At 63.9% G+C, this 22,267-nt stretch carries 18 protein-coding genes; 6 read left to right on the top strand and 12 right to left on the bottom strand.

Going from position 1 to position 22,267, the window contains the following annotated elements:
- The first annotated feature begins 254 nt into the window (after nucleotides 1–254).
- The 5 genes from DFR34_RS14955 to aauR all read left to right on the top strand — a co-directional run bounded on the left by DFR34_RS14955 (nucleotide 255) and on the right by aauR (nucleotide 5,784).
- The gene (locus DFR34_RS14955) at nucleotides 255–1,001 is read left to right on the top strand and encodes an amino acid ABC transporter permease (RefSeq protein WP_110391964.1); all 747 of its coding nucleotides are present in this window, start codon (nucleotides 255–257) and stop codon (nucleotides 999–1,001) included.
- Nucleotides 1,001–1,660 (top strand): amino acid ABC transporter permease, encoded by a 660-nt coding sequence (locus DFR34_RS14950; protein ID WP_211309442.1) that lies wholly within the window; start codon nucleotides 1,001–1,003, stop codon nucleotides 1,658–1,660. The genes DFR34_RS14955 and DFR34_RS14950 overlap by 1 nt, the downstream gene beginning before the upstream one ends.
- Nucleotides 1,661–1,679: 19 nt before the next feature.
- Entirely contained in the window at nucleotides 1,680–2,414 is a 735-nt protein-coding gene (locus tag DFR34_RS14945) for an amino acid ABC transporter ATP-binding protein (protein ID WP_110391962.1), read from the top strand.
- 81 nt (nucleotides 2,415–2,495) lie between these two features.
- A complete protein-coding gene (locus DFR34_RS14940; protein ID WP_110391961.1) occupies nucleotides 2,496–4,454 on the top strand; it encodes a sensor histidine kinase in 1,959 nt (652 codons plus the stop codon).
- The gene (gene aauR / locus DFR34_RS14935; protein ID WP_110391960.1) at nucleotides 4,447–5,784 is read left to right on the top strand and encodes a two-component response regulator AauR; all 1,338 of its coding nucleotides are present in this window, start codon (nucleotides 4,447–4,449) and stop codon (nucleotides 5,782–5,784) included. The genes DFR34_RS14940 and aauR overlap by 8 nt, the downstream gene beginning before the upstream one ends.
- Here the strand turns inward: aauR and DFR34_RS14930 are convergent, their stop codons facing one another.
- The 7 genes from DFR34_RS14930 to DFR34_RS14900 form a co-directional block, all read right to left on the bottom strand.
- Nucleotides 5,785–6,246, bottom strand: a complete 462-nt coding sequence (locus tag DFR34_RS14930; protein ID WP_110391959.1) for a hypothetical protein — start codon at nucleotides 6,244–6,246, stop codon at nucleotides 5,785–5,787.
- Entirely contained in the window at nucleotides 6,246–7,814 is a 1,569-nt protein-coding gene (gene ahpF / locus DFR34_RS14925) for an alkyl hydroperoxide reductase subunit F (RefSeq protein WP_110391958.1), read from the bottom strand. The genes DFR34_RS14930 and ahpF overlap by 1 nt, the downstream gene beginning before the upstream one ends.
- Before the next feature lie 247 nt (nucleotides 7,815–8,061).
- Nucleotides 8,062–8,625 carry an alkyl hydroperoxide reductase subunit C gene (ahpC, locus tag DFR34_RS14920; RefSeq protein ID WP_110391957.1) on the bottom strand — a complete coding sequence of 188 codons (564 nt, stop codon included), beginning with the start codon at nucleotides 8,623–8,625 and terminating at the stop codon, nucleotides 8,062–8,064.
- Between the two features lie 176 nt (nucleotides 8,626–8,801).
- The gene (locus tag DFR34_RS14915; RefSeq protein ID WP_110391956.1) at nucleotides 8,802–10,442 is read right to left on the bottom strand and encodes a flagellar assembly protein A; all 1,641 of its coding nucleotides are present in this window, start codon (nucleotides 10,440–10,442) and stop codon (nucleotides 8,802–8,804) included.
- A gap of 91 nt (nucleotides 10,443–10,533) precedes the next feature.
- Nucleotides 10,534–13,569, bottom strand: a complete 3,036-nt coding sequence (locus DFR34_RS14910) for an efflux RND transporter permease subunit (protein ID WP_110391955.1) — start codon at nucleotides 13,567–13,569, stop codon at nucleotides 10,534–10,536.
- Nucleotides 13,566–14,681 carry an efflux RND transporter periplasmic adaptor subunit gene (locus DFR34_RS14905; RefSeq protein ID WP_110391954.1) on the bottom strand — a complete coding sequence of 372 codons (1,116 nt, stop codon included), beginning with the start codon at nucleotides 14,679–14,681 and terminating at the stop codon, nucleotides 13,566–13,568. Before DFR34_RS14905 ends, DFR34_RS14910 begins: the two co-directional genes overlap by 4 nt.
- Nucleotides 14,682–14,891: 210 nt before the next feature.
- Nucleotides 14,892–16,112 carry an MFS transporter gene (locus DFR34_RS14900; protein ID WP_110391953.1) on the bottom strand — a complete coding sequence of 407 codons (1,221 nt, stop codon included), beginning with the start codon at nucleotides 16,110–16,112 and terminating at the stop codon, nucleotides 14,892–14,894.
- A 106-nt stretch (nucleotides 16,113–16,218) separates the two neighbouring features.
- Between DFR34_RS14900 and DFR34_RS14895 the strand changes: the two genes are divergently transcribed.
- Nucleotides 16,219–17,151, top strand: a complete 933-nt coding sequence (locus tag DFR34_RS14895) for a LysR family transcriptional regulator (protein ID WP_110391952.1) — start codon at nucleotides 16,219–16,221, stop codon at nucleotides 17,149–17,151.
- Nucleotides 17,152–17,165: 14 nt separating this feature from the next.
- On the opposite strand, the gene lgt is transcribed toward DFR34_RS14895, so the two are convergent.
- From lgt to DFR34_RS14870, 5 genes are all read right to left on the bottom strand, one after another.
- Nucleotides 17,166–17,942 carry a prolipoprotein diacylglyceryl transferase gene (gene lgt / locus DFR34_RS14890; RefSeq protein ID WP_110391951.1) on the bottom strand — a complete coding sequence of 259 codons (777 nt, stop codon included), beginning with the start codon at nucleotides 17,940–17,942 and terminating at the stop codon, nucleotides 17,166–17,168.
- Between the two features lie 48 nt (nucleotides 17,943–17,990).
- On the bottom strand, nucleotides 17,991–18,872 hold the full coding sequence (gene rfbD, locus DFR34_RS14885) for a dTDP-4-dehydrorhamnose reductase (RefSeq protein ID WP_110391950.1): 882 nt from the start codon (nucleotides 18,870–18,872) through the stop codon (nucleotides 17,991–17,993).
- Nucleotides 18,869–19,420 carry a dTDP-4-dehydrorhamnose 3,5-epimerase gene (rfbC, locus tag DFR34_RS14880; protein ID WP_110391949.1) on the bottom strand — a complete coding sequence of 184 codons (552 nt, stop codon included), beginning with the start codon at nucleotides 19,418–19,420 and terminating at the stop codon, nucleotides 18,869–18,871. The genes rfbD and rfbC overlap by 4 nt, the downstream gene beginning before the upstream one ends.
- A 73-nt stretch (nucleotides 19,421–19,493) precedes the next feature.
- Entirely contained in the window at nucleotides 19,494–20,897 is a 1,404-nt protein-coding gene (locus tag DFR34_RS14875) for a TolC family outer membrane protein (RefSeq protein WP_158281853.1), read from the bottom strand.
- Between the two features lie 2 nt (nucleotides 20,898–20,899).
- Nucleotides 20,900–22,246, bottom strand: coding sequence for an HlyD family type I secretion periplasmic adaptor subunit (locus DFR34_RS14870; protein WP_110391947.1), 1,347 nt, complete (start codon nucleotides 22,244–22,246; stop codon nucleotides 20,900–20,902).
- Between the last annotated feature and the right edge of the window lie 21 nt (nucleotides 22,247–22,267).

The following is a 22,267-nucleotide window of genomic DNA, read 5'->3' as shown; positions in this document are numbered from 1 at the left end:
AAGGCGCTGGTGGACAAAACCCTGAGCGGCCTGATGAAGTCGGGCGAGATCAACAAGATCTACGCCAAGTGGTTCACCAGCCCGATCCCGCCGAAAAACGTCAACCTGAACCTGCCGATGAACGCGCAGCTGCAAGAAGCCATCAAGAACCCGAACGACAAGGGTATCTGATTGACCCGGCCCCATTGGGCCGGATAGGCGAATGGGGCGGCCCGCCTGGTCCGGCGGCCGCCCCGGCAATAAAGGACAACCCCATGAGTCAATATCAATGGAACTGGTCTGTGGTGCTGGAGCAAGTGTCCGGCACTGAAGAGTTCTATTACCAATGGCTGGCGGCCGGCCTGGGCTGGACGGTGGCCACGGCCTTGTCGGCCTGGGTGCTGGCGCTGGTCGTCGGTTCGCTGATCGGCATTCTGCGCACCGTGCCCTCCAAACCGGTGGCGGCGCTGGCCACCGCCTATGTTGAAGTGTTTCGCAATATCCCGCTGATTGTGCAGATGTTTTTGTGGTTCTTTGTGCTGCCCGAGCTGGTGCCGCACAATCTGGGCATCTGGATGAAGCAGTCCATGCCGCTGCCGGAATTCACCACGGCGGTGATTGCCCTGGGCTTTTTCACCTCGGCGCGGGTGGCCGAGCAGGTGCGCACCGGCATTCTGGCGCTGCCGCGCGGCCAGAAAAACGCCGGCCTGGCCATGGGCTTCACCCTGGGCCAGACCTACCGCTATGTGCTGCTGCCGATGGCGTATCGGATTGTGATTCCGCCGCTGACCAGCGAATTCATGAACATCTTCAAAAACTCCGCCGTGGCGCTGGCCATCGGCCTGACCGAGCTGACCTTCCAGATGCGCCAGATCACGGGCGAATATGCACCGGCCAACCCGATTGAGGTGATGACCGTGGTCAGTGCGCTGTATCTGTTGGTGGCGTTTTCCGTCAACCGGGTGATGGCGCTGATCGAACGCAAAACCCGCGTGCCGGGCTATATCTCCGGAGGCCATTGATGAACCTCGATTTCTCGACGCTGGCCGGCGCCCAGGATTTTCTGTGGCAAGGCTTCAAGTATTCGCTGACGCTGACGGTCAGTTCGATGGTGTTCGGCATTTTCTTTGGCACGCTGTTGGCCATGGCGCGCATGTCCAGCATCAAGCCGCTGTCGCTGGCTGCCGCCGGTTATGTGAACCTGTTCCGCTCGGTGCCGCTGGTGCTGGTGATTTTCTGGTTTTACATTCTGGTGCCGCTGCTGACCGGGGTGGACGTGGGCGCCGAACGCTCGGCCTTTTTGACCTTCGCCATCTTTGAAGCGGCGTATTACTGCGAAATCATCCGCGCCGGCATTCAATCCATCCCGCGTGGACAGATTGCCGCCGGCCAGGCCATGGGCTTTAGCTACGGCCAGAACATGCGCTATGTGATCCTGCCGCAGGCCTTCCGTAATGTGGTGCCGCTGCTGCTGACCCAGACCATTGTGCTGTTCCAGGATACTTCGCTGGTGTATGTGGTGGGCGCCACCGACCTGCTGGGCGCCGCTGACAAAGTGGCTCACCGCGACAACACCCTGGTGGAAATGTACATGCTGGTGGCGCTGATTTACTTCAGCATCAGCTTTGCCCTGTCGCAGGCCGTCAAGCGTCTGCACGCCCGCATCGCCATCGTGCGCTAAATTTGTAAGGAACAGACTGATGATCCAGATCAACAATGTGTCCAAGTGGTACGGTGAGTTTCAGGTGCTGACCGACTGCACCACCGAGGTGAAAAAAGGCGAGGTGGTGGTGGTGTGCGGGCCGTCCGGCTCGGGCAAGTCCACCCTGATCAAAACCGTGAACGCGCTGGAGCCGTTCCAGAAGGGCGAAATCCTGGTGGAAGGCGTGTCGGTGGGCGACCCGAAAACCAATCTGCCCAAGCTGCGCAGCCGGGTGGGCATGGTGTTTCAGCACTTTGAGCTGTTTCCGCACCTGTCGATCACCGACAACCTGATCATTGCCCAGATGAAGGTGCTCGGCCGTGGCCGCGACGAGGCCATGGACAAGGGCCTGAAGTTGCTGGACCGCGTGGGCCTGAAGGCGCACGCGCACAAATTCCCCGGCCAGCTCTCCGGCGGCCAGCAGCAGCGCGTGGCGATTGCCCGCGCCCTGGCCATGGACCCGATCGTGATGCTGTTTGACGAGCCGACCAGCGCGCTGGACCCGGAAATGGTCAACGAAGTGCTGGATGTGATGGTCGAGCTGGCGCAAGAAGGCATGACCATGATGTGCGTCACCCACGAAATGGGCTTTGCCCGCAAGGTGGCCAGCCGGGTGATCTTTATGGATCGCGGCCAGATCGTCGAAGATTGCAGCAAGGATGATTTCTTTGGTCATCTGGATGCCCGTTCCGAGCGTGCGCGCCAGTTCTTGTCCAAAATCCTGCAACACTAAGCGCCATGCACGCCGGGTGCGTCAACGCGCCCGGCCGGCGCTGTCTTGTATCATGCGCATGACCCTCTGCGCCCACCTCTTATGACCGACCCCGCCGCCTCTCCTTACCGTCCGGCCATTGCCCCGCCCAGCCCGCTGTGGCGGCGGCCGACGTATGGTGCGCCCTGGGTGGGGCCGTTTTCTCCGCCACCGCGTCCGCGCGTGGTGCGTTCACTGCTGTTGCCCGTGCTGATGTTGGCCATGATGGCGCTGATTGGCTATGCGGGTTTTCGCATCAGCGAGCACACCGGCATTGCCGCGCTGCGCGAAAGCGGCGCGCGGCAAATGGCCTTGCATGCACGTGGGGTAGAAAGCGAAATCGGCAAATTCACCTTGCTGCCGCGCCTACTGGAAATGGAGCCCAAGGTGATGAGTCTGCTGGAAACCCCCAGCCCTCGCCTGCGCCGCGAAGTGAATCTTTATCTGGATGGCTTCAATGACCGCAGCGGCAGCCGCGTGGTGTATGTCATCGACCCCAGCGGCCGGGTGCAGGCTTCCAGCAACTGGGACGATTTTGACAGCTACGTCGATGAAGACCTGTCATTTCGCGCCTATTTTCAGGATGCGATTGTCGGCAAACCCGGGCGTTTTTACGGCATTGGCAGCACCATTGGCGAATCGGGCTACTATCTGGCCCATGGCCTGAAAAACCAGGGCCGCATTGTGGGCGCCGGCGTGGTCAAGGTGCGGCTGGAGTCGGTCGAGCAGCGCTGGCGCGACGCCGGCTTGCAGGCTTTTGTCAGCGACGAAAACCAGATCATCATCCTGGCCAGCGACCCGGCGCACAAACTGCGCGCCGTCACCCCGCTCAGCCCACAAAAGCGCGAAAAACTGGCGCTCAGCCTGCAATACCACTGGTGGGCGCTGACCGACCTGAAAACCCTGCGCCGCGAGCCCCTGGGCCCCGGCGAAGAGCTGATCACCTTTCCGTCCGAGCGGCGCGCCCCCGGCGGCGTGCGCTATCTGGCGCTCAGCCAGCCGCTGGCCGACACCCCCTGGCGCTTTACCCTGCTGTTGCCGCTGGAAGAAATCCGCCGCAACGCCACCAGCCATGGCGCGCTGGCGGCGGTGCTGTTTGCCTTTGTCAGCTTTTTGCTGATCGCCTGGAACGAGCGGCGCAAAGTCATCGCCACCCGGCTGGCGGCGCGCGAGGCGCTGCAACGCGCCAATAATGCGCTGGAGCGGCGCATTGCCGAACGCACCGCCGACCTGCGCGCCAGCAACGCCCGCCTGAAAGCCGAAATCCGCGAGCGCGAACACACCGAACTCACCCTGCGCCGCACCCAGGACGACCTGATCCAGGCCGGCAAGCTGGCAGTGATTGGCCAGATGGCCACCAGCATCGCCCACGAGCTGAATCAACCCTTGGCTGCGCTGCGCACCTTGTCCGGCAACACCGTGCGCTTTCTCGAGCGCGGCAAGCTGGATGTGGCCAGCGCCAATCTGGGCACGATCAATCAACTGGTGGACCGCATGGGCAAAATCACCGCCAGCCTGCGCTCGTTCGCCCGCCGCTCCGACCCCTCCGACAGCCGCGCCAGCCTCACCCAGGCGGTGGACGCCGCGCTGTTCCTGGTGGAGCCGCGCAAGGGCAAGGGCCCGCTGACGCTCATCCGTGAGTTTGCCGACTGCCAGCTGGCCATCGACCAAACCCGGCTGGAGCAGATTCTGGTGAATCTGTTCTCCAATGCGCTGGACGCCATGCAGGGCCAGCAAGAGCGCGTGCTTGCCCTGCGCGGCGAAGCCGGCGACAGCCATTATGAATTTCATGTGCGCGACAACGGCCGCGGCCTGCCGCCCGACACCATGCCGCGCCTGTTCGAACCGTTTTTCACCACCAAACCCGCCGCCCAGGGCGGCCTGGGGCTGGGCCTGACCATTTCCGCCAGCCTGGCCGCCGATGCCGGCGGCTCGCTGACCGCCCGCCAGCCAGACGGCGGCGGCGCCGAATTTGTGCTGGCCCTGCCCCTGTTGCCCACGGAGACCCCGCCCCATGACTGACGAAACGCTAAGCGTGCTGATTGTCGAAGACGACCCTCATGTGATGCTGGGCTGCCAGCAGGCGCTGGCGCTGGAAGACATCCCCAGCGAAGGGGTCAACAGCGCCGAGGCCGCGCTGGCGCGGCTGGACGACGACTTTGCCGGCGTGGTGGTCAGCGACATCCGCCTGCCCGGCATGGACGGCCTGACCCTGCAAAAGCAACTGGCCGCGCGCGACCGCAAGCTGCCGGTGATCCTGATCACCGGCCATGGCGATATCTCGATGGCGGTCAACGCCATCCAGCAAGGCGCCTATGACTTTATCGAAAAACCCTTCTCGCCCGAGCGGCTGGTGGAAGTGTGCCGGCGCGCATTGGAACAGCGCCGGCTCACCCGCGAAGTGCGCAGCCTGCGCCGCCAGCTGGCCGGCCGCCAGACGCTGGAAGAACGCATCATCGGCCACTCCCCGGCCATCCGCGCCCTGCGCACGCTGATTGCCAATGTGGCCGACACCGCCGCCAATGTGCTGATCGAGGGCGAAACCGGCGCCGGCAAAGAGCTGGTGGCGCGCTGCCTGCATGATTTTTCCAGCCGGCGCGACAAAGAATTTGTCGCCATCAACTGCGGCGGCCTGCCAGAAAATTTATTCGAGAGCGAAATCTTCGGCCACGAAGCGCACGCCTTTACCGGCGCCAACAAGCGGCGCATCGGCAAAATCGAATACGCCCATGGCGGCTCGCTGTTTCTGGATGAAGTGGAGAGCATGCCGATCAATATGCAGATCAAGCTGCTGCGCGTGCTGCAAGAGCGCCAGCTGGAGCGGCTGGGCTCGAACAGCGCGGTGGCGGTGGACTGCCGGGTGATCGCCGCCACCAAATCCGACCTGGAAGCCATGGGCCGCGACGGCCGTTTTCGCAGCGATTTTTACTACCGGCTGAATGTGGTGACGCTGGAACTGCCGCCGCTGCGCGAACGGCGCGAAGACATCCCGCTGTTGTTCGAACACTTTTTGCAACAAGCCGCATTGCGCTTTGACCGGGAAAGCCCGGAACTGGACCCAGCCACCCTGGCCGCGCTGATGCGCCACGACTGGCCGGGCAATGTGCGCGAACTGCGCAATGTGGCCGAACGCTACGCCCTGGGCCTGCCGGTGTTCCGCAAAACCGGCACCGCCCCGGACAGCCACACCCCGCGCCTGGCCGAAGCAGTGGAAGCCTTCGAAAAAAGCCTGATCCGCGACACGCTGGAACGCCACGGCGGCAACCTCAGCCAAGCCAGCGTGGCGCTGGGCATCGCCAAAACCACGCTGTTTGACAAGGTGCGCAAGTATGGGTTGAATCAGCCGGGGTGATTAACGCACCAGCGCCGCCAGCCCGCCCTGATCGCAGGCAAAGTGCACGGCGCTGATTTTTTGCTGCTGGATGTCCAGCACGCTGACGCAGCCGCGTTGGCGCGGCAGCATGGCCAGGGTGTCGGCGTCGCGGCCGAGCAGGATGGGGTAGGGTTTGTCGCGCAGGCGCGGCAGCGCCACCATGCGGGCGATCAGCGCCGGCATTTTGTGGATGTCGGCCAGATACACCCGCTGGGTGTCGGCCAGCCAACTGGCGGCCTGGCCGTCGAGCAGGGCGCCGGCCAGGTTGGCGGCGTCGTTGTCGGCGGCAAACAGCCATTGCCGGGCGTTCAGCGCCGGGCTGGCGGCTTGCTCGTGCTGGGTGGTAAGGCGCAGCTTGGGCAGGGGGTCGCCCACGCCCAGCACGGCGGCGTGGGCGAGGGCGGCGCTGCCCAGCAGCAGAAGGGCCAGCAGCGCGCGCATCAGGCGGCCGGGGCCGAGCTGCGGATCAGGTGGTCAAACGCCGACAGCGAGGCGGTGGCGCCCGCGCCCATGGCGATGATGATCTGCTTGTACGGCGCGGTGGTGCAGTCGCCGGCGGCAAACACGCCGGCGGCGCTGGTCTGGCCCTTGGCGTCGATGACGATTTCACCAAAGCGGCTGAGCTCCAGCGTGCCCTTCAGCCAGTCGGTGGCCGGCAGCAGGCCGATTTGCACAAAAATGCCTTCCAGCTCGATGTGCTTGATCTCTTCGCTGACGCGGTCTTTGTAGCTCAGGCCATTCACCTTCTGGCCGTCGCCGGTCACTTCGGTGGTTTGCGCCGATTTGATCACGGTGACATTGGGCAGGCTGTTGAGCTTGTTCTGCAATACGGCGTCGGCGCGCAGGGTGTCGGCGAATTCCAGCAGGGTGACGTGGCTGACGATGCCGGCCAGATCAATGGCGGCTTCCACGCCGGAGTTGCCGCCGCCGATCACCGCCACGCGCTTGCCCTTGAACAGCGGGCCGTCGCAGTGCGGGCAGAAGCATACGCCCTTGGCTTTGTAGTCTTTTTCGCCGGGCACATTCATTTCGCGCCAGCGCGCGCCCGTGGCGAGAATCACCGAACGCGATTTCAGCGCCGCGCCGTTGTCCAGCTGCACTTCAATCAGGCCGCCGGCTTCGCTGGCCGGAATCAGCTTGGCGGCGCGTTGCAGGTTCATCACGTCCACGTCGTATTCCTTGACGTGCTGTTCCAGCGCCATGGCCAGCTTGGGGCCTTCGGTTTCTTTCACCGAGATGAAGTTCTCGATGCCCAGGGTGTCCATTACCTGGCCGCCAAAGCGCTCGGCCAGCACGCCAGTGCGAATGCCCTTGCGCGCGGCGTAAATCGCGGCAGCGGCACCAGCCGGGCCACCGCCCACCACCAGCACGTCAAACGGCGCTTTTTGGCTGATTTCGGCGGCGGCGCGGGCGCTGGCGCCGGTGTCCACCTGGGCCAGCACTTCTTCCACGGTCATGCGGCCCTGGCCGAATTTGGCGTCGTTCAGGTAGACGGTGGGCACGGCCATGATCTGGCGGGCGTTGACTTCGTCCTGAAACAGCGCGCCGTCGATCATGGTGCTGGTCACACCGGGGTTGAGCACCGCCATCAGGTTCAGCGCCTGCACCACGTCCGGGCAGTTGTGGCAGGACAGCGAGATGAAAGTCTCAAACTTGAAGCTGCCCGGCAGCGCCTTGATCTGATCGATGACCGCTTGTTCGACCTTGGGCGGATGGCCGCCGGTTTGCAGCAGGGCCAGCACCAGCGAGGTGAATTCATGGCCCATCGGCAGGCCGGCAAAGTGGATGCGCGGAGCGTCTCCCGGCTGTGCCACGCCAAACGACGGGCGGCGCGGGTTATCGCCGTCGGTGCGCAGGCTGACCTTGTCGGACAGCGCCGCCACCTGGGTCAGCAGGGTGTGCATTTGCTGGCTATTGGCGCTGTCGTCCAGGCTGGCGACCAGTTCAATCGGGCGTTGCAGGCGTTCGAGGTAGGCTTTGAGTTGGGCCTGGATGGCGTCATCAAGCATGGGATCTCCTGGTGTCTTGACGAAATTAAGGGACGACCGGATTGCACGGCGATGCGGGCTGGCGACGCATGGCGGTGCAATCCGCGCCAGCGCGAGGCTGGCGCGAAACCGGCGTGGGGGCGCCGGCAGGGGGCAGGCGTGAGAGCGGCTCACAAAACTCAGCGTAGCGGTCCTGGCCAGGCGGCAGACAGTGCGGGTGGTGCGGCAAGGTCGTGCAACCACGCCAGGAGAGTTTTGTTCGCAGTTCTTAGATCTTGCCGACCAGGTCCAGCGACGGGGTCAGGGTGGCGGCGCCTTCTTTCCACTTGGCCGGGCACACTTGGCCCGGGTTGGCGGCGGTGTACTGGGCGGCCTTCAGCTTGCGCAGGGTTTCCGACACGTCGCGGGCGATTTCGTTGGAGTGGATTTCCAGGGTCTTGATCACGCCTTCCGGGTTGATGATGAAGGTGCCGCGCAGGGCCAGGCCTTCTTCCGGAATGTGCACGCCAAAGGCGTTGGTCAGGGCGTGGGTCGGGTCGCCCACCAGCGGGAACTGGGCCTTGCCCACGGCCGGGGAGGTTTCGTGCCAGACTTTGTGCGAGAAGTGGGTGTCGGTGGTGACGATGTACACTTCGGCGCCAGCAGCCTGGAATTCGGCGTAGTTGTTGGCGGCGTCTTCGATTTCAGTCGGGCAGTTGAAGGTGAAGGCGGCCGGCATGAAAATCAGCACAGACCACTTGCCCTTCAGGCTTTCTTCGGTGACTTCGATGAACTTGCCGTTGTGGAAAGCTTGGGCCTTGAACGGTTGAACCTGGGTATTGATCAGCGACATCGAAACAGTCTCCTAAACAGGGGTGGGGTTGACGGTACAACACCATGTTAGGCGGCTGTCGAAGATTAAGCCAATTGATTAATATAATTATCTTGATAGATGTCAGCTATTGATGCTGGCAGGGCGATAGTAGCCAGCGATGGCCATCTGGCCAGGCTGGCTGCGTGAGGGCTGGCTCAGGTTTTGCTGAAGATCAGCTGGTTTTCTTCCAGACGGAACACGCCAAAACCAGAGTCTTCGGTGACAAAGGTTGATTGCTTGCCAATGTTCACCGTGGTGCCGGAATACACCCCGGCAGAGACTTCCACCTTGGCGCTTTCCGACAGATTGGCGTCGGCCACCAGGGCGCGCTCTTCAGCAAAGCACTCGCGGCGGCGGTCCAGCAAGCGGCGCATGGTGTTCTTGGCCTTGACCACCACATCCTGCTTGTCCGGCTTGTCGGCCAGAAAGCGGATCAGCTTGTTCAGGTCGGCTTCTTCTTTGGCCAGCGCGGCGATTTGGGCTTTTTTCTCATCGATGCGCTGTTGCAGCAAAGGGTTGACGCCGACTTGCACGCGGGTTTGCCGGCTGCCGGCGCCACCCAGGTATTCGGCCTTGATACCCAGCGTGGCGCGCACGCGCCCACCCATGATGTAGCCCTTGCGCCGGCCGCGCACGCCGATTTCCACCCGGTTCAGCGCGGTGATGTCGCATTCGATCACCGCTTCGTCGATATACACAGATTGCTCGGCGATGATCAGCGCGTTTTCGGCATACTTGGCCCGCACATTGGCCTTGGCGTGCAGCTTGGCCTGTTCGCCGTTGGCATTGGATTCGCGTTGTTGGGCGTTCTGGCCGACGATGCCGCCGTTGACGGTGATGCTGCCGCCAGCTTCAATGATGGCGGCTTCCACCGTGCCGTGCACAGTGACGTCACCATCCACCTTCACATGCATGCCGCTTTGTACATCACCGTTGATCACCAGACTGCCGACAAAGGTGATGTTACCGGTGCTGACGTTCACCCCCGGAGTCTTGATCACCGGTTCGACTTTCACCGAATCGCGCAGCAAGACCGGCTGGCCTGTGCTGGTGGCGCGCAGCAGGTCGGGGTCGTTGGCGTCGCGCTCGGCGCCTTCCAGCCGGTAGGGGTAGTCCAGATTCTTGCCGTCCGGCGCTTGCAGGATATTGTCGAACACATCGCGGCCAGATTTGCCTTGCTCGGGCGGATGGCGGCGCATCAGTACATCGCCCGGCGACACCATCGGGATGTCGCCCAGGTCGCGCCAGTCCACCCGGCCGTCTTCGTTGGCGCGCGGCACGCGCTCGCGGTTGACTTCCACCAGCGGCTCAAAGCGGGTGTCGCGGCCGGGAATCGGCGCCACGCCCTTGGCCACCGTCACGGGTTCGCCCAGCTTATTGGTCAGTGCCGACTGGAACGCCGCTTCGTCAAAGCCGAACACCACTCGTGCTTTGGCCAGCTCGTTGCGGGCGGCGTCCACCGAAATCGGTGTGCCGCCATAAGACGGCGTCACCTGCAACTGCGCCACCAGGCGGTCGGACGACACATACACCCGATATTCGGCATTGCGGCGCTGGGCAATGGTAGAGACAAACGCTTCGTTTTTGCACACATGCTGGGCGGCCACCGCCAGCGCGCTTTCGTCGAAATCCAGTTCGCCATAGCCCTTCTCGATGGCCATGTGGCGCAAGGCCGTGGCATCAATCTTGAAGCGGAAGTCGTCTGGCTCGAACATCAGGCGCAATTCACCCGCTTCGGTTTCCGTCATGGTCAGGCCGAACGGCGATTGATTCATCTCTTCTTCGTATTCACTCATTGCGCGCAATCCTCACTCGGGCGTCCCGAGAATGGCATCATCATCGCCATTCCTGACCGGGCTGGCAAGTCGGTTAGGTATTTCTACTAGATTATTGTGCCTGTCGACGGTTTTCCAGCAAAGAATACGCTGCTGGCACCACCGCCAGGGTGAGCAGCGTGGAACTGATCATGCCACCAATCACTGCCACGGCCAGCGGCCCATTGGTTTCGGCGCCGGCGCCCAGGCCCAGTGCCGCTGGCAGCATGGCCAGGATCACCGTCAGCGAAGTCATCAGCACCGGGCGCAGCCGCAAGGGGCAACTGGCCCGCAAGGCATCATCGACAGCATGACCGGCTGCCCGAAACTGGTTGGTGACGTCCACCAGCAGGATCGAATTCTTTGCCACCAGGCCAATCAGCAAAATCAGCCCGATCATCGAGTACACGTTCAAGGTATGCCCGGACAACCACAGCAACAGCAGGCCGCCCACCACCGCCAGTGGCTCGGCCAGCATGATGACGGCTGGCTGGGCAAACGAGTTGAACTGGCTGGCCAGAATCATATACAGCAACAATGAGGCCAGGCCAAAGATAAACACCGCCTGCCCCCCTCCGCGCGCCAGCTCGCGCGCCTCACCCTGCATCTCTACCCGATAACCAGGGGGTAATATGTCACGCGCTGCCGTTTGTACCTCGGCCACCGCTTCGGCCAGCGCCAGGGTGGGCGAGCCTTTCAGATTGGCCGCGTATTGCAGGTTCTGCCGGGCAATCAGCGTGGGGCCCAGGGTGCGCTTGACCCGCACCACGGCGTCCAGTCGCACCAGCTCGCCATTCTGGCTGCGCAGATAAATGGCGTTGAGGTCTTCGGCCCGGCTGATCGCCATGTCTGCGGCCTTCACCCGCACATCATAGCGCTCTCCGTCGCCATCGGAAAATTTCGCCACATTACTGCCTGCGGTCAGCAGGTTCAAGGCGGTGGCGATGCTTTCGGTAGACACCCCCACCCGCGCGGCGGCGGCGCGGTCGATGTCGAATGACAACTGAGGTTGTTCCAGATCCAGGTCGATGTCCAGCCGGCCAATACCGGGTTGGCTGCCCAGCCGCTGCATCAGGGCATCGGCATGTTTGGCCACGTCAGTTAAATTCGGCCCGATCACGGCAAACTGTAGCTTGCCGCCGCGACTTTCACCCACCCGGGGAATCGGAAACGCCGAGGCGCGGATGCCCGGTACATGGCCCAGCTCTTTGCGCACCTTGGCCAGCAGCTCACCCTGGCGTACGGTGCGGGTGTGCCGGGCGGTCAAACGCACCACAAAGGTGGCTTGATTCACTTGCGTGCCGCTGAAACCACCAACAATCGTCAGCAGATTGCGCACCTCGCCGTGACGCAGCAGGATGGCTTCGACTTCGCGGCTTTTCTGGTTGGTGTAGTGGATAGACGCGCCAATCGGGGTTTTGATATTCACCAGAAAGCGGCTTTCGTCTTCTTCCGGCAAAAATTCTGACTTCAGCAGCATGAACACCGCCACGCTGGCGGCCACGCTCAACAGGGCAAAGCCCAGCACCTTGCCACGGTGGCGCAAGGTCCAGTCCAGCACCCGCCGGTAGCCGTTTTCCATGGCCTGAAAGCCGCGCTCCAGCCAAACGTACACCCGGCCGTGTTGTTTCTCCACTTTCAGAAAACGGCTGCACAGCATCGGCGTCAGCGTCACCGACACAAACAAGGACACCAGCACGCCGCAGGCCACCACCAGGGCAAACGAATTGAACAGGCGCCCGACAATGCCGCCCAAAAACGCCACCGGCACAAAAATCGCCACCAGCGACAGCGTGGCGGCAATCACCGCAAACACCACTTGCTGGCTGCCCAGAATCGCCGCTTCAATCGGGTTGTCGTGGCCTTGCTCACGCAGGCGGTGGATGTTTTCCAGCACCACGATGGCATCGTCCACCACCACGCCAATCAGCAGCAAAAGGCCCAGCAGCGTCACGGTGTTGAAGGTGTAACCCAGAAAATACATCACCGCCACCGCGCCCAGCAGCGACACCGGGATGGCCAGCGAGATAATCAAGGTCGAGCGCAAGCTGCGCAAAAACAGCCAGACAATCAGCCCGGCCAGCAGCGTGCCTTCGAATAAATGGTCTTTCAGCGCGCCGATCATCTCCACCACAAAGCTGGCGTCGTTGGCCGCCAAGGTCAGCTCGATGCCGGGCGGCAGCGCCGGGCGGATTTGCCCATCCACCCGCTCGATCACCGCCTGGCTGAGCGCCACGGTATTGCTGTTGGCCACCCGCACAATGCCCACCAGCACGGCAGGTTTGCCGTTAAAGCGGGTCAGGCTGCGCAAATCGCCTTCGCCGTCGATCACCCGCGCCACGTCGGCCAGGCGGATGGCGCCGCCGCCGCGCCAGGCCACCACCAGGTCTTGCAGCGCCCGCACCGATTTGAATTCCAGATCCAGATTCACCAGCAACTCAGCCGGGCCGTTGACCACCGTGCCGCCGGGCTGTTGCAGGTGTTCGCGGCCAAAGGCGGATTTCACCTCGGCCGGCGTCAGGTTGTAGCCGGCCAGTTTGACCGGGTCCAGCTCCACGCGGATCACCCGCGCGCCGCGCCCGCGCAGCACCACCTCGCCGACGCCATCGACGGTTTCCAGCTGTTTTTTCACCACGGTGTTGGCGTAGGTATACAGCTGCTTTTCGGTGCGGTCACCGGTCAGCGCCAGCCAGACAATCGGGCTGCCGTTGGCGTCGGTCTTGGACACCACCGGCATGTCCACATCATCCGGCAGCCGGCGCTGCGCCTGGTTGACCTTGACTTGCACCTCGTTGAACGCCACGTCGATGTTCTTGTCGAGGTTGAAGGTGACTTTCACCGTCGAGCGGCCGGGTTGCGAGGTGGATTCGATGCTGTCGATGCCCGGCACGCTGTTGACCGCCGCTTCGATGATCTGCGTCACGCTGCTGTCCATCACCTCGGGCGTGGCGCCAGTCAGCGTGGTGGAAATCGAAATCACCGGCTGTTCGATATTCGGGTAACGGTCTACGCCGATTTTTTGATAGGCAATCAGGCCAAACAGCACCAGCACCGCCGACAGCATATAGGCCAGCACATGGCGGCGAATCGACAGCTCCGCCAGCTTCATGGCTTGGCCTCCGTCTTGCTGGTTTTCTCTTTGCCTGGTTTGTCTTTGTCCGGTTTGGCCAGCTTCACCTTGGCCTTGTCAGTCAGAAAGCCGGCGCCGTCTACCGCCAATGTTTCACCGGGTTGTACGCCGTCCAGTAATTCCACCCAGCCATCCTGGCGAATGCCCACGCGCACCCGGCGTGCCTCCACGTGATCGCCTTTCACCACATACACCGTGCTGCCGGCCGGGCGCTCAATCACCGCCACCTGCGGCGCCGCCAGGCCCTGGCGCTCGGCCAGCACTACCTCGGCGTGCACCGCCAGCCCGGCGCGCCAGGGGCCATCGGCCGGCAGCGGGGCCAGCGCTTCGATCATGCCGTTGCGCGCGTCAATCGCCGGGCGGGTTTCGCTGATGTGCGAGCTCAAGCGCTCGCCGTCGGTCTCCAGGCGCACCAGCAAGCCCGGCTTGACGCTGGCCGCCTCGCGCCCGGACAGAGCAAAGCGCGCGCGCAGCGCGCCGCCGCTGGCCAGGGTGAACAAGGGCTTGCCCACTGTCACATACTCGCCGACATTCACCAATCGGGTGTCAATCGCCCCGGCCACCGGCGCGCGCACCTGGGCTTTGTCCACCATGCGCTGGCTATTGGCTGCCTGCGCCTTGGCCGCCGCCCATTGCTGCTCGATGGCCTGTTGCTGGGCCACCAGCTCGTCCATTTTGGCGTCGGAGATAAAGCCCTGGGTCAATAAATCGCGGTAGCGCACCACATTGCGCCGCTGCTGGTCGGCCAGCGCGCCCAGCCGGGCCACTTCAGCATCTTGCGCCAGCTTGCTGTTGCGCAAATCGGCCGGATCCAAGGTTAATAGCAGCTGGCCGGGTTTGACCTGGGCGCCGACATCCACCGCTACCGCCGCCACGCGCCCAGCCACTTCTGCCAGCACTTGCGGACTATTGACGGCCTCGATGCTGGCCAGGCTGCCGATACGGGCTTCCAGCGGGCGCTGGCTCAGCGGGGCCGTGGTGATGGTGACGGCTGGTGGGCTGGATTTTTTGGCTTGCGAGTTGTCGGGCTGACAAGCACTCAGCCCGCAGGCCAGCAGGCCGAGCATGGCAAGGGTAAAAACGGGTTTCATGAAGCGCGCCTGTATGCAGGATGCCTGGGTTGCATCCGAAAGCCTGGGGCCGGTGGCCGCAGGTCAACAAGCGCGCAGTGTAACGCGAACAGATGACATGCCGACAGCGCGGGGTAGCCCGCAGGCGGCTTGTATGGGGCGTCATCGACGACCATCGCTTGGATGGCAGCCAGACGGTTTTCACCATCTGGCCGTGTGCATGTGCGGTTTTTATGCCGGCTGCGCCTGCCAGACCGGCTGTTCGCGAATCGGCAGATTGATCACCGCCGCCAGCGCCGCCAGCGCCATGTCGGCGTACCACATCCAGGTGAAATCCCCCAGATGGGTGATGGCCAGCCCACCCAGCCAGGCGCCGAGAAAACCGCCGGTCTGGTGCGACAACAAAGTCAGGCCAAACAGCGTGCCCAGGTAGCGTACGCCAAACAGCTTGCCGATGATGGCGGCGGTGGGTGGCACGGTGGCCAGCCAGGTCAGCCCCAGGCCGGCGGCAAACAGGTAGTAGGTCCAGGCGGTGGCCGGGGCCATCAAGTAAAGCGCAATCAGCAGCGCGCGCGAGCCATACATCACCGCCAGCACATATTTGCTGCGGTAGCGCGACACGCACGCCCCGGCGTACAGGCTACCGACAATATTCGACAGGCCGATAATGGCCAGCGACCAGCTGGCCACCGACGGCGGCAGGCCGCACAGATTCACCTCGCCGGGCAGGTGGGTGACCAAAAAGGCAATATGAAAGCCACAGGTGAAAAACCCCAGGTGCAGCAGCAGATAGCTGCGGTCGGCCATCGCCGTGCGGATAGCGCGCAGCACCCCGCCCTCCGCCGCGCTGGGCGCGGGCGGCGGCTGGTAGCCGCGCGTCAGCCGGCCCACCATCGGCAGCGCCAATAGCGTCATCGCCGCCATGCCCCACATCGCCCCCATCCAGCCCAGGCGCTGGATCAGCCCTTGCAGAATCGGGGCAAAGATAAACTGGCCAAACGAGCCGCCGGCGTTGATCACCCCAGACGCCGCGCCGCGCGCCTGCGCCGGCAGCTGCTGCGCCGCCGCGCCGATCAACACCGAAAAACTGCCCACCCCCGAGCCCATCGCCGCCAGCAAGCCCAGGGTGACCGTCAGACCAAAGCCCGAGCTGACCCAAGGCGTCAGCGCGCAGCCGAGCGCCAGGGTGAGCACGCCCACCCACAGCACGCCGCGCGGGCCATGGCGGTCGGCCAGCGCGCCGGCCAGCGGCTGAATCGCTCCCCAGGCAAACTGCCCTACCGCCAGCGCCAGGCTGATGGCGGCCACGCCCATGCCGGTGCTGTCGTGAATCGGGCTGACAAACAGCCCCAGCGACTGGCGCGCGCCCATGGTGATCATCAGCACGCCAGCGGCGGACAAGGTGATGGCGAGCGACAGCGGGGTGTTAAGCACGCGCAAAGAACGCAACATGAGCATCTCCAAAAAGAACAGGCAACCGCCAAAGCGCCACTATAGTCGCCCAACTGGTGACGATCTAGCCGATAATCGGCAGCATACCGTCAATGAAAGCGTGACAATGAGCGCATGGCTGGACAGCTGGGACAGCTTCATCAAGGTGGTGGAAAGCGGCAGCATGGCCGGCGCCGCGCGGCGGCTGGGGTGCAGCCGCGCCCAGGTCAGCCGGCAGATTGGCCAGCTGGAGGCCGCGCTGGGCGCGCGCCTGTTCGAGCGCTCCACCCGCCGCCTGCGGCCCACGCCGGCCGGCGAGGCGTTTTATCCGCACGCGCTGGCCGCCGTGGCGGCGGTGGACTGCGCGCAGCGCGCGCTCAGCCATCTGGGCAGTGCGCCGCGCGGCCTGCTGCGCATCAGCGCCACCATGACCTTTGGCCGCGAATACATCGCCCCGCTGCTGCCGGCGCTGACCGAGCGCCACCCCGAGCTGGAATGCGAGCTGATCCTCACCGACCAGATGGTGGATTTGGTGGACGACCGCATCGACCTGGCGCTGCGGCAAACGCAAACCCCGCCGGCCGACGCGGTGGCCAAGCCGCTCTTGCAGATGGAGCGGGTGATTTGCGCCGCGCCGGATTATCTGGCCCGCCACGGGACGCCGGAGCACCCTTTGCAGCTGGCCCAGCATCAGTGTTTCAGCTATCTGCTCACCGATGACGGCCACTGGCGGCTGCGCGATGCGCGCGGTGAAGAATGGAGCGCGCCGGTGCGCGGGCGGGTGCAGTACAACAATATCGACTGCCTGTATCAGGCCACCCTGGCCGGCCAGGGCTTGAGCATCTTGCCGGTGTATCTGTGCGCGCCAGCGCTGGCCGACGGCCGCCTGCGCCAGGTGCTGCCTGACTGCCAGCCGCAAGTGCGCTTTGGCCAGCATTTATACGCCTGCTACACCCCCAGCCGGGTGCAACTGCCCAAGGTGCAGGTGTTTTTGGCGGCGCTGGAGGATTTGCTTCAGCCGGAGCCGCCGTGGCGCAAGATCTGGCCGGGGCCGGGCTGAATTCATTCAATGGATCAGGCGCGGCGCTTGGCGCGCCACACCAGCCACAGACCCAGCGCCATCAGCGGCAGGCTCAGCCACTGGCCGACGCTGACGGCAAAGCCGGTTTCATACGCCGCTTGCGGGGTTTTCAGGGTTTCCAGCAGCGCGCGGGCGGCAAACACCGTCAGCAAAAACAGCCCGGCCAGCAGGCCGCTGGGGGTGGCGCGGCCGTGGCGGCGGTACACCGTCCACAGCAGGGCGGCAATCAGCAGATAGGCGCCGGCTTCGTACAGCTGCACCGGGTGGCGCGGCAGTGGGTCAATGGCGGCAAACACCACGCCCCAGTCGCCGCCGGTTGGGCGGCCGAGGATTTCCGAGTTCAGAAAATTGGCGCAGCGCACCAGCGCGCCGCCCAGCGCCGCCGGCAGTGCGATGCGGTCGAGCAGCCAGGCAAAACCCGGCTGCGGATGGCGGCGGCTGTATAGCCACAAGGCCAGCATCAGCCCCAACGCGCCGCCGTGGCTGGCCAGCCCGCCTTCCCACACCCGCAGGATGGCCAGCGGCTGGCTGAGGTAATAGGCCGGGTCGTAGATCAGGCAATGCGCCAGCCGCGCGCCCAGCACCGTGCCAATCAGCGCCCACGGCATCAGGCTGTCCAGCGCCTGGCTGTCGTAGCCTTCGCGGCGGTAACACCAGGCCAGCAGCTGCTGGCCCAGCACAAAGGCCAGGGCGAACAGCACGCCGTACCAGTGCAGTTGCAGCGGGCCCACATGCAGGGCGATAGGGTCGAATTGCCAATGCCAGATCATCACATGCTTTCAGAAAAACCCATCTGACTGACCGCTATTGCCAGCGGTTCAGCCCCGACTGGCAAAATGCGCGGCCAGCTGCGCGCGCCAGTGCGGGCGATGCACGGCAAACGCCTGCTCAAACGCCGAGCAATCCAAACGGGAATTGGCCGGGCGGCGCGCCGGGGTGGGGTAGCTGCTGCTGGGGATGGGGGCGATGTCGGCGGCGCTCAGCTTCAGCGCCTGGCCGTGCGCCAGCGCCTGCTCGACAATGGCGCGGGCAAAGCCGCACCAGCTGGTGTCGCCGCTGGCGCTGAGGTGATACAGCCCGGCGCGGGCGCGCCAGTCTTGCGCCAACGCAGCCAGGGTGGCATCGGCCAGAAAACGGCTGGCGGTGGGCGCGCCAATCTGGTCGTCCACCACGGTCAGCCGTTCGCGCTCGCCGGCCAGGCGCAGCATGGTGTTGACAAAGTTCTGTCCGGGGCCGCCGTACACCCAGCTGGTGCGCAAAATCAGCGCGTCGGCGCCACTGGCCAGCACGGCCTGTTCGCCGGCCAGCTTGCTGGCGCCGTACACATTCACCGGCGCAGTGGCGTCGCTTTCCCGCCAGGGGCTTGTCCCCTCGCCGGAAAACACATAATCGGTGGAATAGTGCACCAGGCCACAATCGAGCCGGGCGGCGGCTTCGGCCAGCAGGCCGGGCGCGCGGGCGTTGATGGCGAAGGCCAGCTCGGGCTCGCTTTCGGCGCGGTCCACCGCAGTGTAGGCGGCGGCGTTGACGATCAGGCCGGGGCGGACGTCGTCCACCACACGGGCGATGGCGTCCGCATCGGTGAGGTCAAGCTCGGCGCGGCCCAGCGCATGCAGCGGGCCCAGCACCGCCAGGCTGCGCGCCAGCTCGCGGCCCAGCTGACCGTGGGCGCCAATCAGCAGGATGGGGCGGGCGCTCATGGGTAGCTCGGCGCGTCGGCAAACGCCAGGCCGATGCGGTCCTTGGCGGAGACAATCGGCGCAATGCCTTCTGGCAGCGGCCAGCGGATGTTCAGTTGCGGGTCGTTCCAGGCGATGCAGCGCTCGTGCTCGGGCCGGTAAAAATCAGTGGTTTTGTACAGCAGCTCGGCGGTTTCGCTGACCACCAGAAAACCATGGGCAAAACCGGCCGGCACCCACAACTGGCGCTTGTTGGCGGCAGACAGATAATGGCCGGTCCACTGGCCAAAGCTGGGCGAGCTGCGGCGCAGATCCACCGCCACGTCGAACACTTCGCCATGGATTACCCGCACCAGCTTGCCCTGGGCGTGTTCGATCTGGTAGTGCAGGCCGCGCAGCACATTGGCGCTGGAGCGGGAGTGGTTGTCCTGCACAAAGGGCAGGGTTTGGCCACTGGCGGCAGCAAACGCTTGCTGGTTGTAACTTTCAAAGAAAAACCCGCGTTCGTCGCCAAACACGCGGGGTTCGATCAGCAGCGCGCCGTTGAGCGCGTGTTCCACGATTTGCATGGCTCTCTCCTGATGAAAAACCGGCCCGGCAAGGCCGGGCCGGTGCTGTGCTTCATCACCCCATTTTGCGGCATCAGCTGCCGTTGGCGCTACGGCGTACCTGCACCAGTTTTTCGTGCACCGGTTTTTCCGCGCCAAAATAGCTGTCCACTTCGCCCATGTCCGCTTCCGACAGCTGGCCGGCGGCAGCTTTCAGCCGCAGGCGGCTGAGCAGGTAGACATACTTGGCCTCGGCGAGATCACGACGGGAGGTATACAGCTGCTCTTCGGCGTTGAGGATGTCCACATTGCTGCGCATGCCTGCCTTGAAGCCCATTTTGGTGGATTCCAGTGCCTGCTCGCTGGATTTCACCGCCAGCTCCAGCGCCTGCACCTTGGCCAGGCCAGACACCGTGCCGGAATACTGCTTGGTGACTTCAATATGGGTTTTGTTCACCGTGGCTTCCAGCTCGTTGCGCGCGCGCTCGCGGTTGGCGATGGCTTGCGTGGTGGCCGCGTTGGTGTAACCGCCAGAGAAAATCGGGATATTCACCTGCACGCCCAACTGGCGGGTGCGGTATTCCTGGTTGATGCTGGAAAAACTGTCCGACTGAGAGCGACCAGAGCTGGCGTAGACATCCACCGTGGGCAGATGGCCGGCGCGGTTTTTGTCCACTTCGCGTTCGGCCACTTCCAGCGCCCGGCGCTGGGCGGCGATGTCGGCGCTGCTTTCCAGTGCGCGATCCAGCCAGGTGTCCAGGGTTTCCAGCTCGGGCTTGAGCTGTTTGGCAAAATCGGCCTTCAGCTGGGCCAGCGACACCGGCTTGTCGCCCACCAGCTCTTGCAGGCTGCGCATGGCCACGGTCAGCTGGTTGCGCGCCTCGATCAGCTGGGCTTGCGCCAGATCACGGCGGGCGCGGGCCTCGTCCACGTCGGTGACGGTGCCATCGCCTGCCTTGAACTGCACTTCGGCGGTTTTCAGCTGTTGCTCGATGGATTGCACCTTGGCCTGAGCCAGGTCAATGGCGTGCTGCGACAGCAAGGCCTGGAAATACGCCGACGACAGGCGCAAGGCCAGGTCGTTCTGCTTGCCACGGAACACTTCCGTGCTGTACTCGGCACGGGCGCGGCCCTGGCGGAAGTTGGCAATCGCCGCCATATTCACCACCGATTGCCGTACCTGCACGGTACGCGAGTAGCTGAAGTATTTCAGCGGAACAACTACGTCACGAGGGCCAGCCAGGGTCTGTGTGGTGTATTCCTGTTCACCACGCACCCGGGCACGCGAGATATTGGCGTTTACCTGAGGCAACAAGCCGGCGCGGCCCATGGCGCGGTTTTGCTGGCCGGCTTCGTTTTCTGCGATGGCGGCCTGGTAGGTCGGGTCATTCTGCAATGCGGCGCGGTAGGCTTCCATGAAGCCCAGCGCCGAGGCCGGCAGCAGGGGGTTCAGGCTCAGCGCCAGCGCGGTCAGCAGGGTCAGCTTGCGAAGGCGCACGATCATTCCTCTTTGAACGCCCCGCTGACGCGGTCGATCAGCGGCTTGAGCAGGTAGTTGAGCATGGTGCGTTCGCCCGTCTTCACCACCACGGTGGCCGGCATGCCAGGACGGATTTGCAGCTTGCCCAGGATTTTCATGCCTTCCGGGGTCACTTTCACCTGCATCGGGTAGTACGGCATGCGGGTGACTTCATCGGTCAGCGCATCCGCGCCCACGGTGTCCACCACGCCGGGGATATTCGGCGTTTGCGCATGGCTGAAGGCCGGGAAGGTCAGGTCCACCGGCAGGCCGGGATGCACCTTGTCGATCAGGTTGGTCTGGATGCGTGCTTCGACAATCATCGGCTCGTTCAGCGGCACCACGTCCATGATGTGGAAGCCCGGCTGAATCACGCCACCCACGGTATGCACATTCACGCCCACCACGGTGCCGTCAATCGGCGATTTGATCTGGGTGTTGGACAGTTCATATTCCAGCGCGGCCAGACGATCGCCCTGGGCGCGCGCTTCTTTTTGCGCATCGCTCAGCTGGGTTTCGACTTCTTTTTGGTATTCCTTCTGACGCTGCAACATGCGCAGTTTGATTTCGGACAGCGCGTTCTTGCTGCGGCCGATATCGCCGATATTGCTGGCCAGCTGGCCGCTGATTTCGGCCACATTGCGCTCCAGTTGCAGCATGCGGTTACGCGGCACATAGCCTTGCGCAGCCATGTCACGCACGCCCTTGAGCTCTTCCTGGATGAATTTCAGCTGTTGCTCGCGCGAGTCTTTCAGCGATTGCAGGCCCTTGAGCTGTTCCTGCATGCCCTGGCTGTTTTCGTTCAGGATGCCCAGTTCGGCTTGCAGAGCGGCACGGCGCGAGGCAAACAATTGCGCTTGCAGGGCCATGGCATCTTTGGCGCGGCTGTCATTGCCAAATTTTTCGGTCAGCACCGGCGAGAAAGTCACCGTCGTCTTGCCTTCGCGCTCGGCGCTCAGCCGGTCGGCAATGGCCTGCGCCGCCAGAAACTGCGCTTGAACAATGCCCAGCTGGGCATTGGCGTTGGTGGGGTTGAGCTTGACCAGCACCTGGTCTTTTTTGACCACCTGGCCTTCCTTGACGTCGATGGTGTCCACAATGCCACCGGTCAGATGCTGAATGGTCTTGCGGCTGGAGGCCACTTTGACCGTGCCCCCCGAGGACACCCCGGCGTCCAGCGGCGCAAAAGCCGCCCACAGTAAAAAGCCGCCAAAACCGATACCCAGCACCAGCATGCCCCAGCGCGCCGGGCTGTGGGCGTCCACATCCACCGCCACGTCACCCTGGGTGTCCGCGCGGGATTCTTGCAAGCGTTTAAGCCATTTCATCGTGATCAGTCATTCAATTCG

Origin of the sequence: Rivihabitans pingtungensis, from assembly GCF_003201855.1 — a bacterium.
GTDB classification, from domain to species: Bacteria; Pseudomonadota; Gammaproteobacteria; order Burkholderiales; family Aquaspirillaceae; genus Rivihabitans; species Rivihabitans pingtungensis.
This window is presented reverse-complemented; position numbering and strand designations above follow the sequence as displayed.

Coding starts and splice junctions, on each gene's coding strand:
- DFR34_RS14955 (WP_110391964.1), top strand. CDS start 255: ATGAGTCAATATCAATGGAACTGGTCTGTGGTGCTGGAGCAAGTGTCC.
- DFR34_RS14950 (WP_211309442.1), top strand. CDS start 1,001: ATGAACCTCGATTTCTCGACGCTGGCCGGCGCCCAGGATTTTCTGTGG.
- DFR34_RS14945 (WP_110391962.1), top strand. CDS start 1,680: ATGATCCAGATCAACAATGTGTCCAAGTGGTACGGTGAGTTTCAGGTG.
- DFR34_RS14940 (WP_110391961.1), top strand. CDS start 2,496: ATGACCGACCCCGCCGCCTCTCCTTACCGTCCGGCCATTGCCCCGCCC.
- aauR (WP_110391960.1), top strand. CDS start 4,447: ATGACTGACGAAACGCTAAGCGTGCTGATTGTCGAAGACGACCCTCAT.
- DFR34_RS14930 (WP_110391959.1), bottom strand. CDS start 6,246: ATGCGCGCGCTGCTGGCCCTTCTGCTGCTGGGCAGCGCCGCCCTCGCC.
- ahpF (WP_110391958.1), bottom strand. CDS start 7,814: ATGCTTGATGACGCCATCCAGGCCCAACTCAAAGCCTACCTCGAACGC.
- ahpC (WP_110391957.1), bottom strand. CDS start 8,625: ATGTCGCTGATCAATACCCAGGTTCAACCGTTCAAGGCCCAAGCTTTC.
- DFR34_RS14915 (WP_110391956.1), bottom strand. CDS start 10,442: ATGAGTGAATACGAAGAAGAGATGAATCAATCGCCGTTCGGCCTGACC.
- DFR34_RS14910 (WP_110391955.1), bottom strand. CDS start 13,569: ATGAAGCTGGCGGAGCTGTCGATTCGCCGCCATGTGCTGGCCTATATG.
- DFR34_RS14905 (WP_110391954.1), bottom strand. CDS start 14,681: ATGAAACCCGTTTTTACCCTTGCCATGCTCGGCCTGCTGGCCTGCGGG.
- DFR34_RS14900 (WP_110391953.1), bottom strand. CDS start 16,112: ATGTTGCGTTCTTTGCGCGTGCTTAACACCCCGCTGTCGCTCGCCATC.
- DFR34_RS14895 (WP_110391952.1), top strand. CDS start 16,219: ATGAGCGCATGGCTGGACAGCTGGGACAGCTTCATCAAGGTGGTGGAA.
- lgt (WP_110391951.1), bottom strand. CDS start 17,942: ATGATCTGGCATTGGCAATTCGACCCTATCGCCCTGCATGTGGGCCCG.
- rfbD (WP_110391950.1), bottom strand. CDS start 18,872: ATGAGCGCCCGCCCCATCCTGCTGATTGGCGCCCACGGTCAGCTGGGC.
- rfbC (WP_110391949.1), bottom strand. CDS start 19,420: ATGCAAATCGTGGAACACGCGCTCAACGGCGCGCTGCTGATCGAACCC.
- DFR34_RS14870 (WP_110391947.1), bottom strand. CDS start 22,246: ATGAAATGGCTTAAACGCTTGCAAGAATCCCGCGCGGACACCCAGGGT.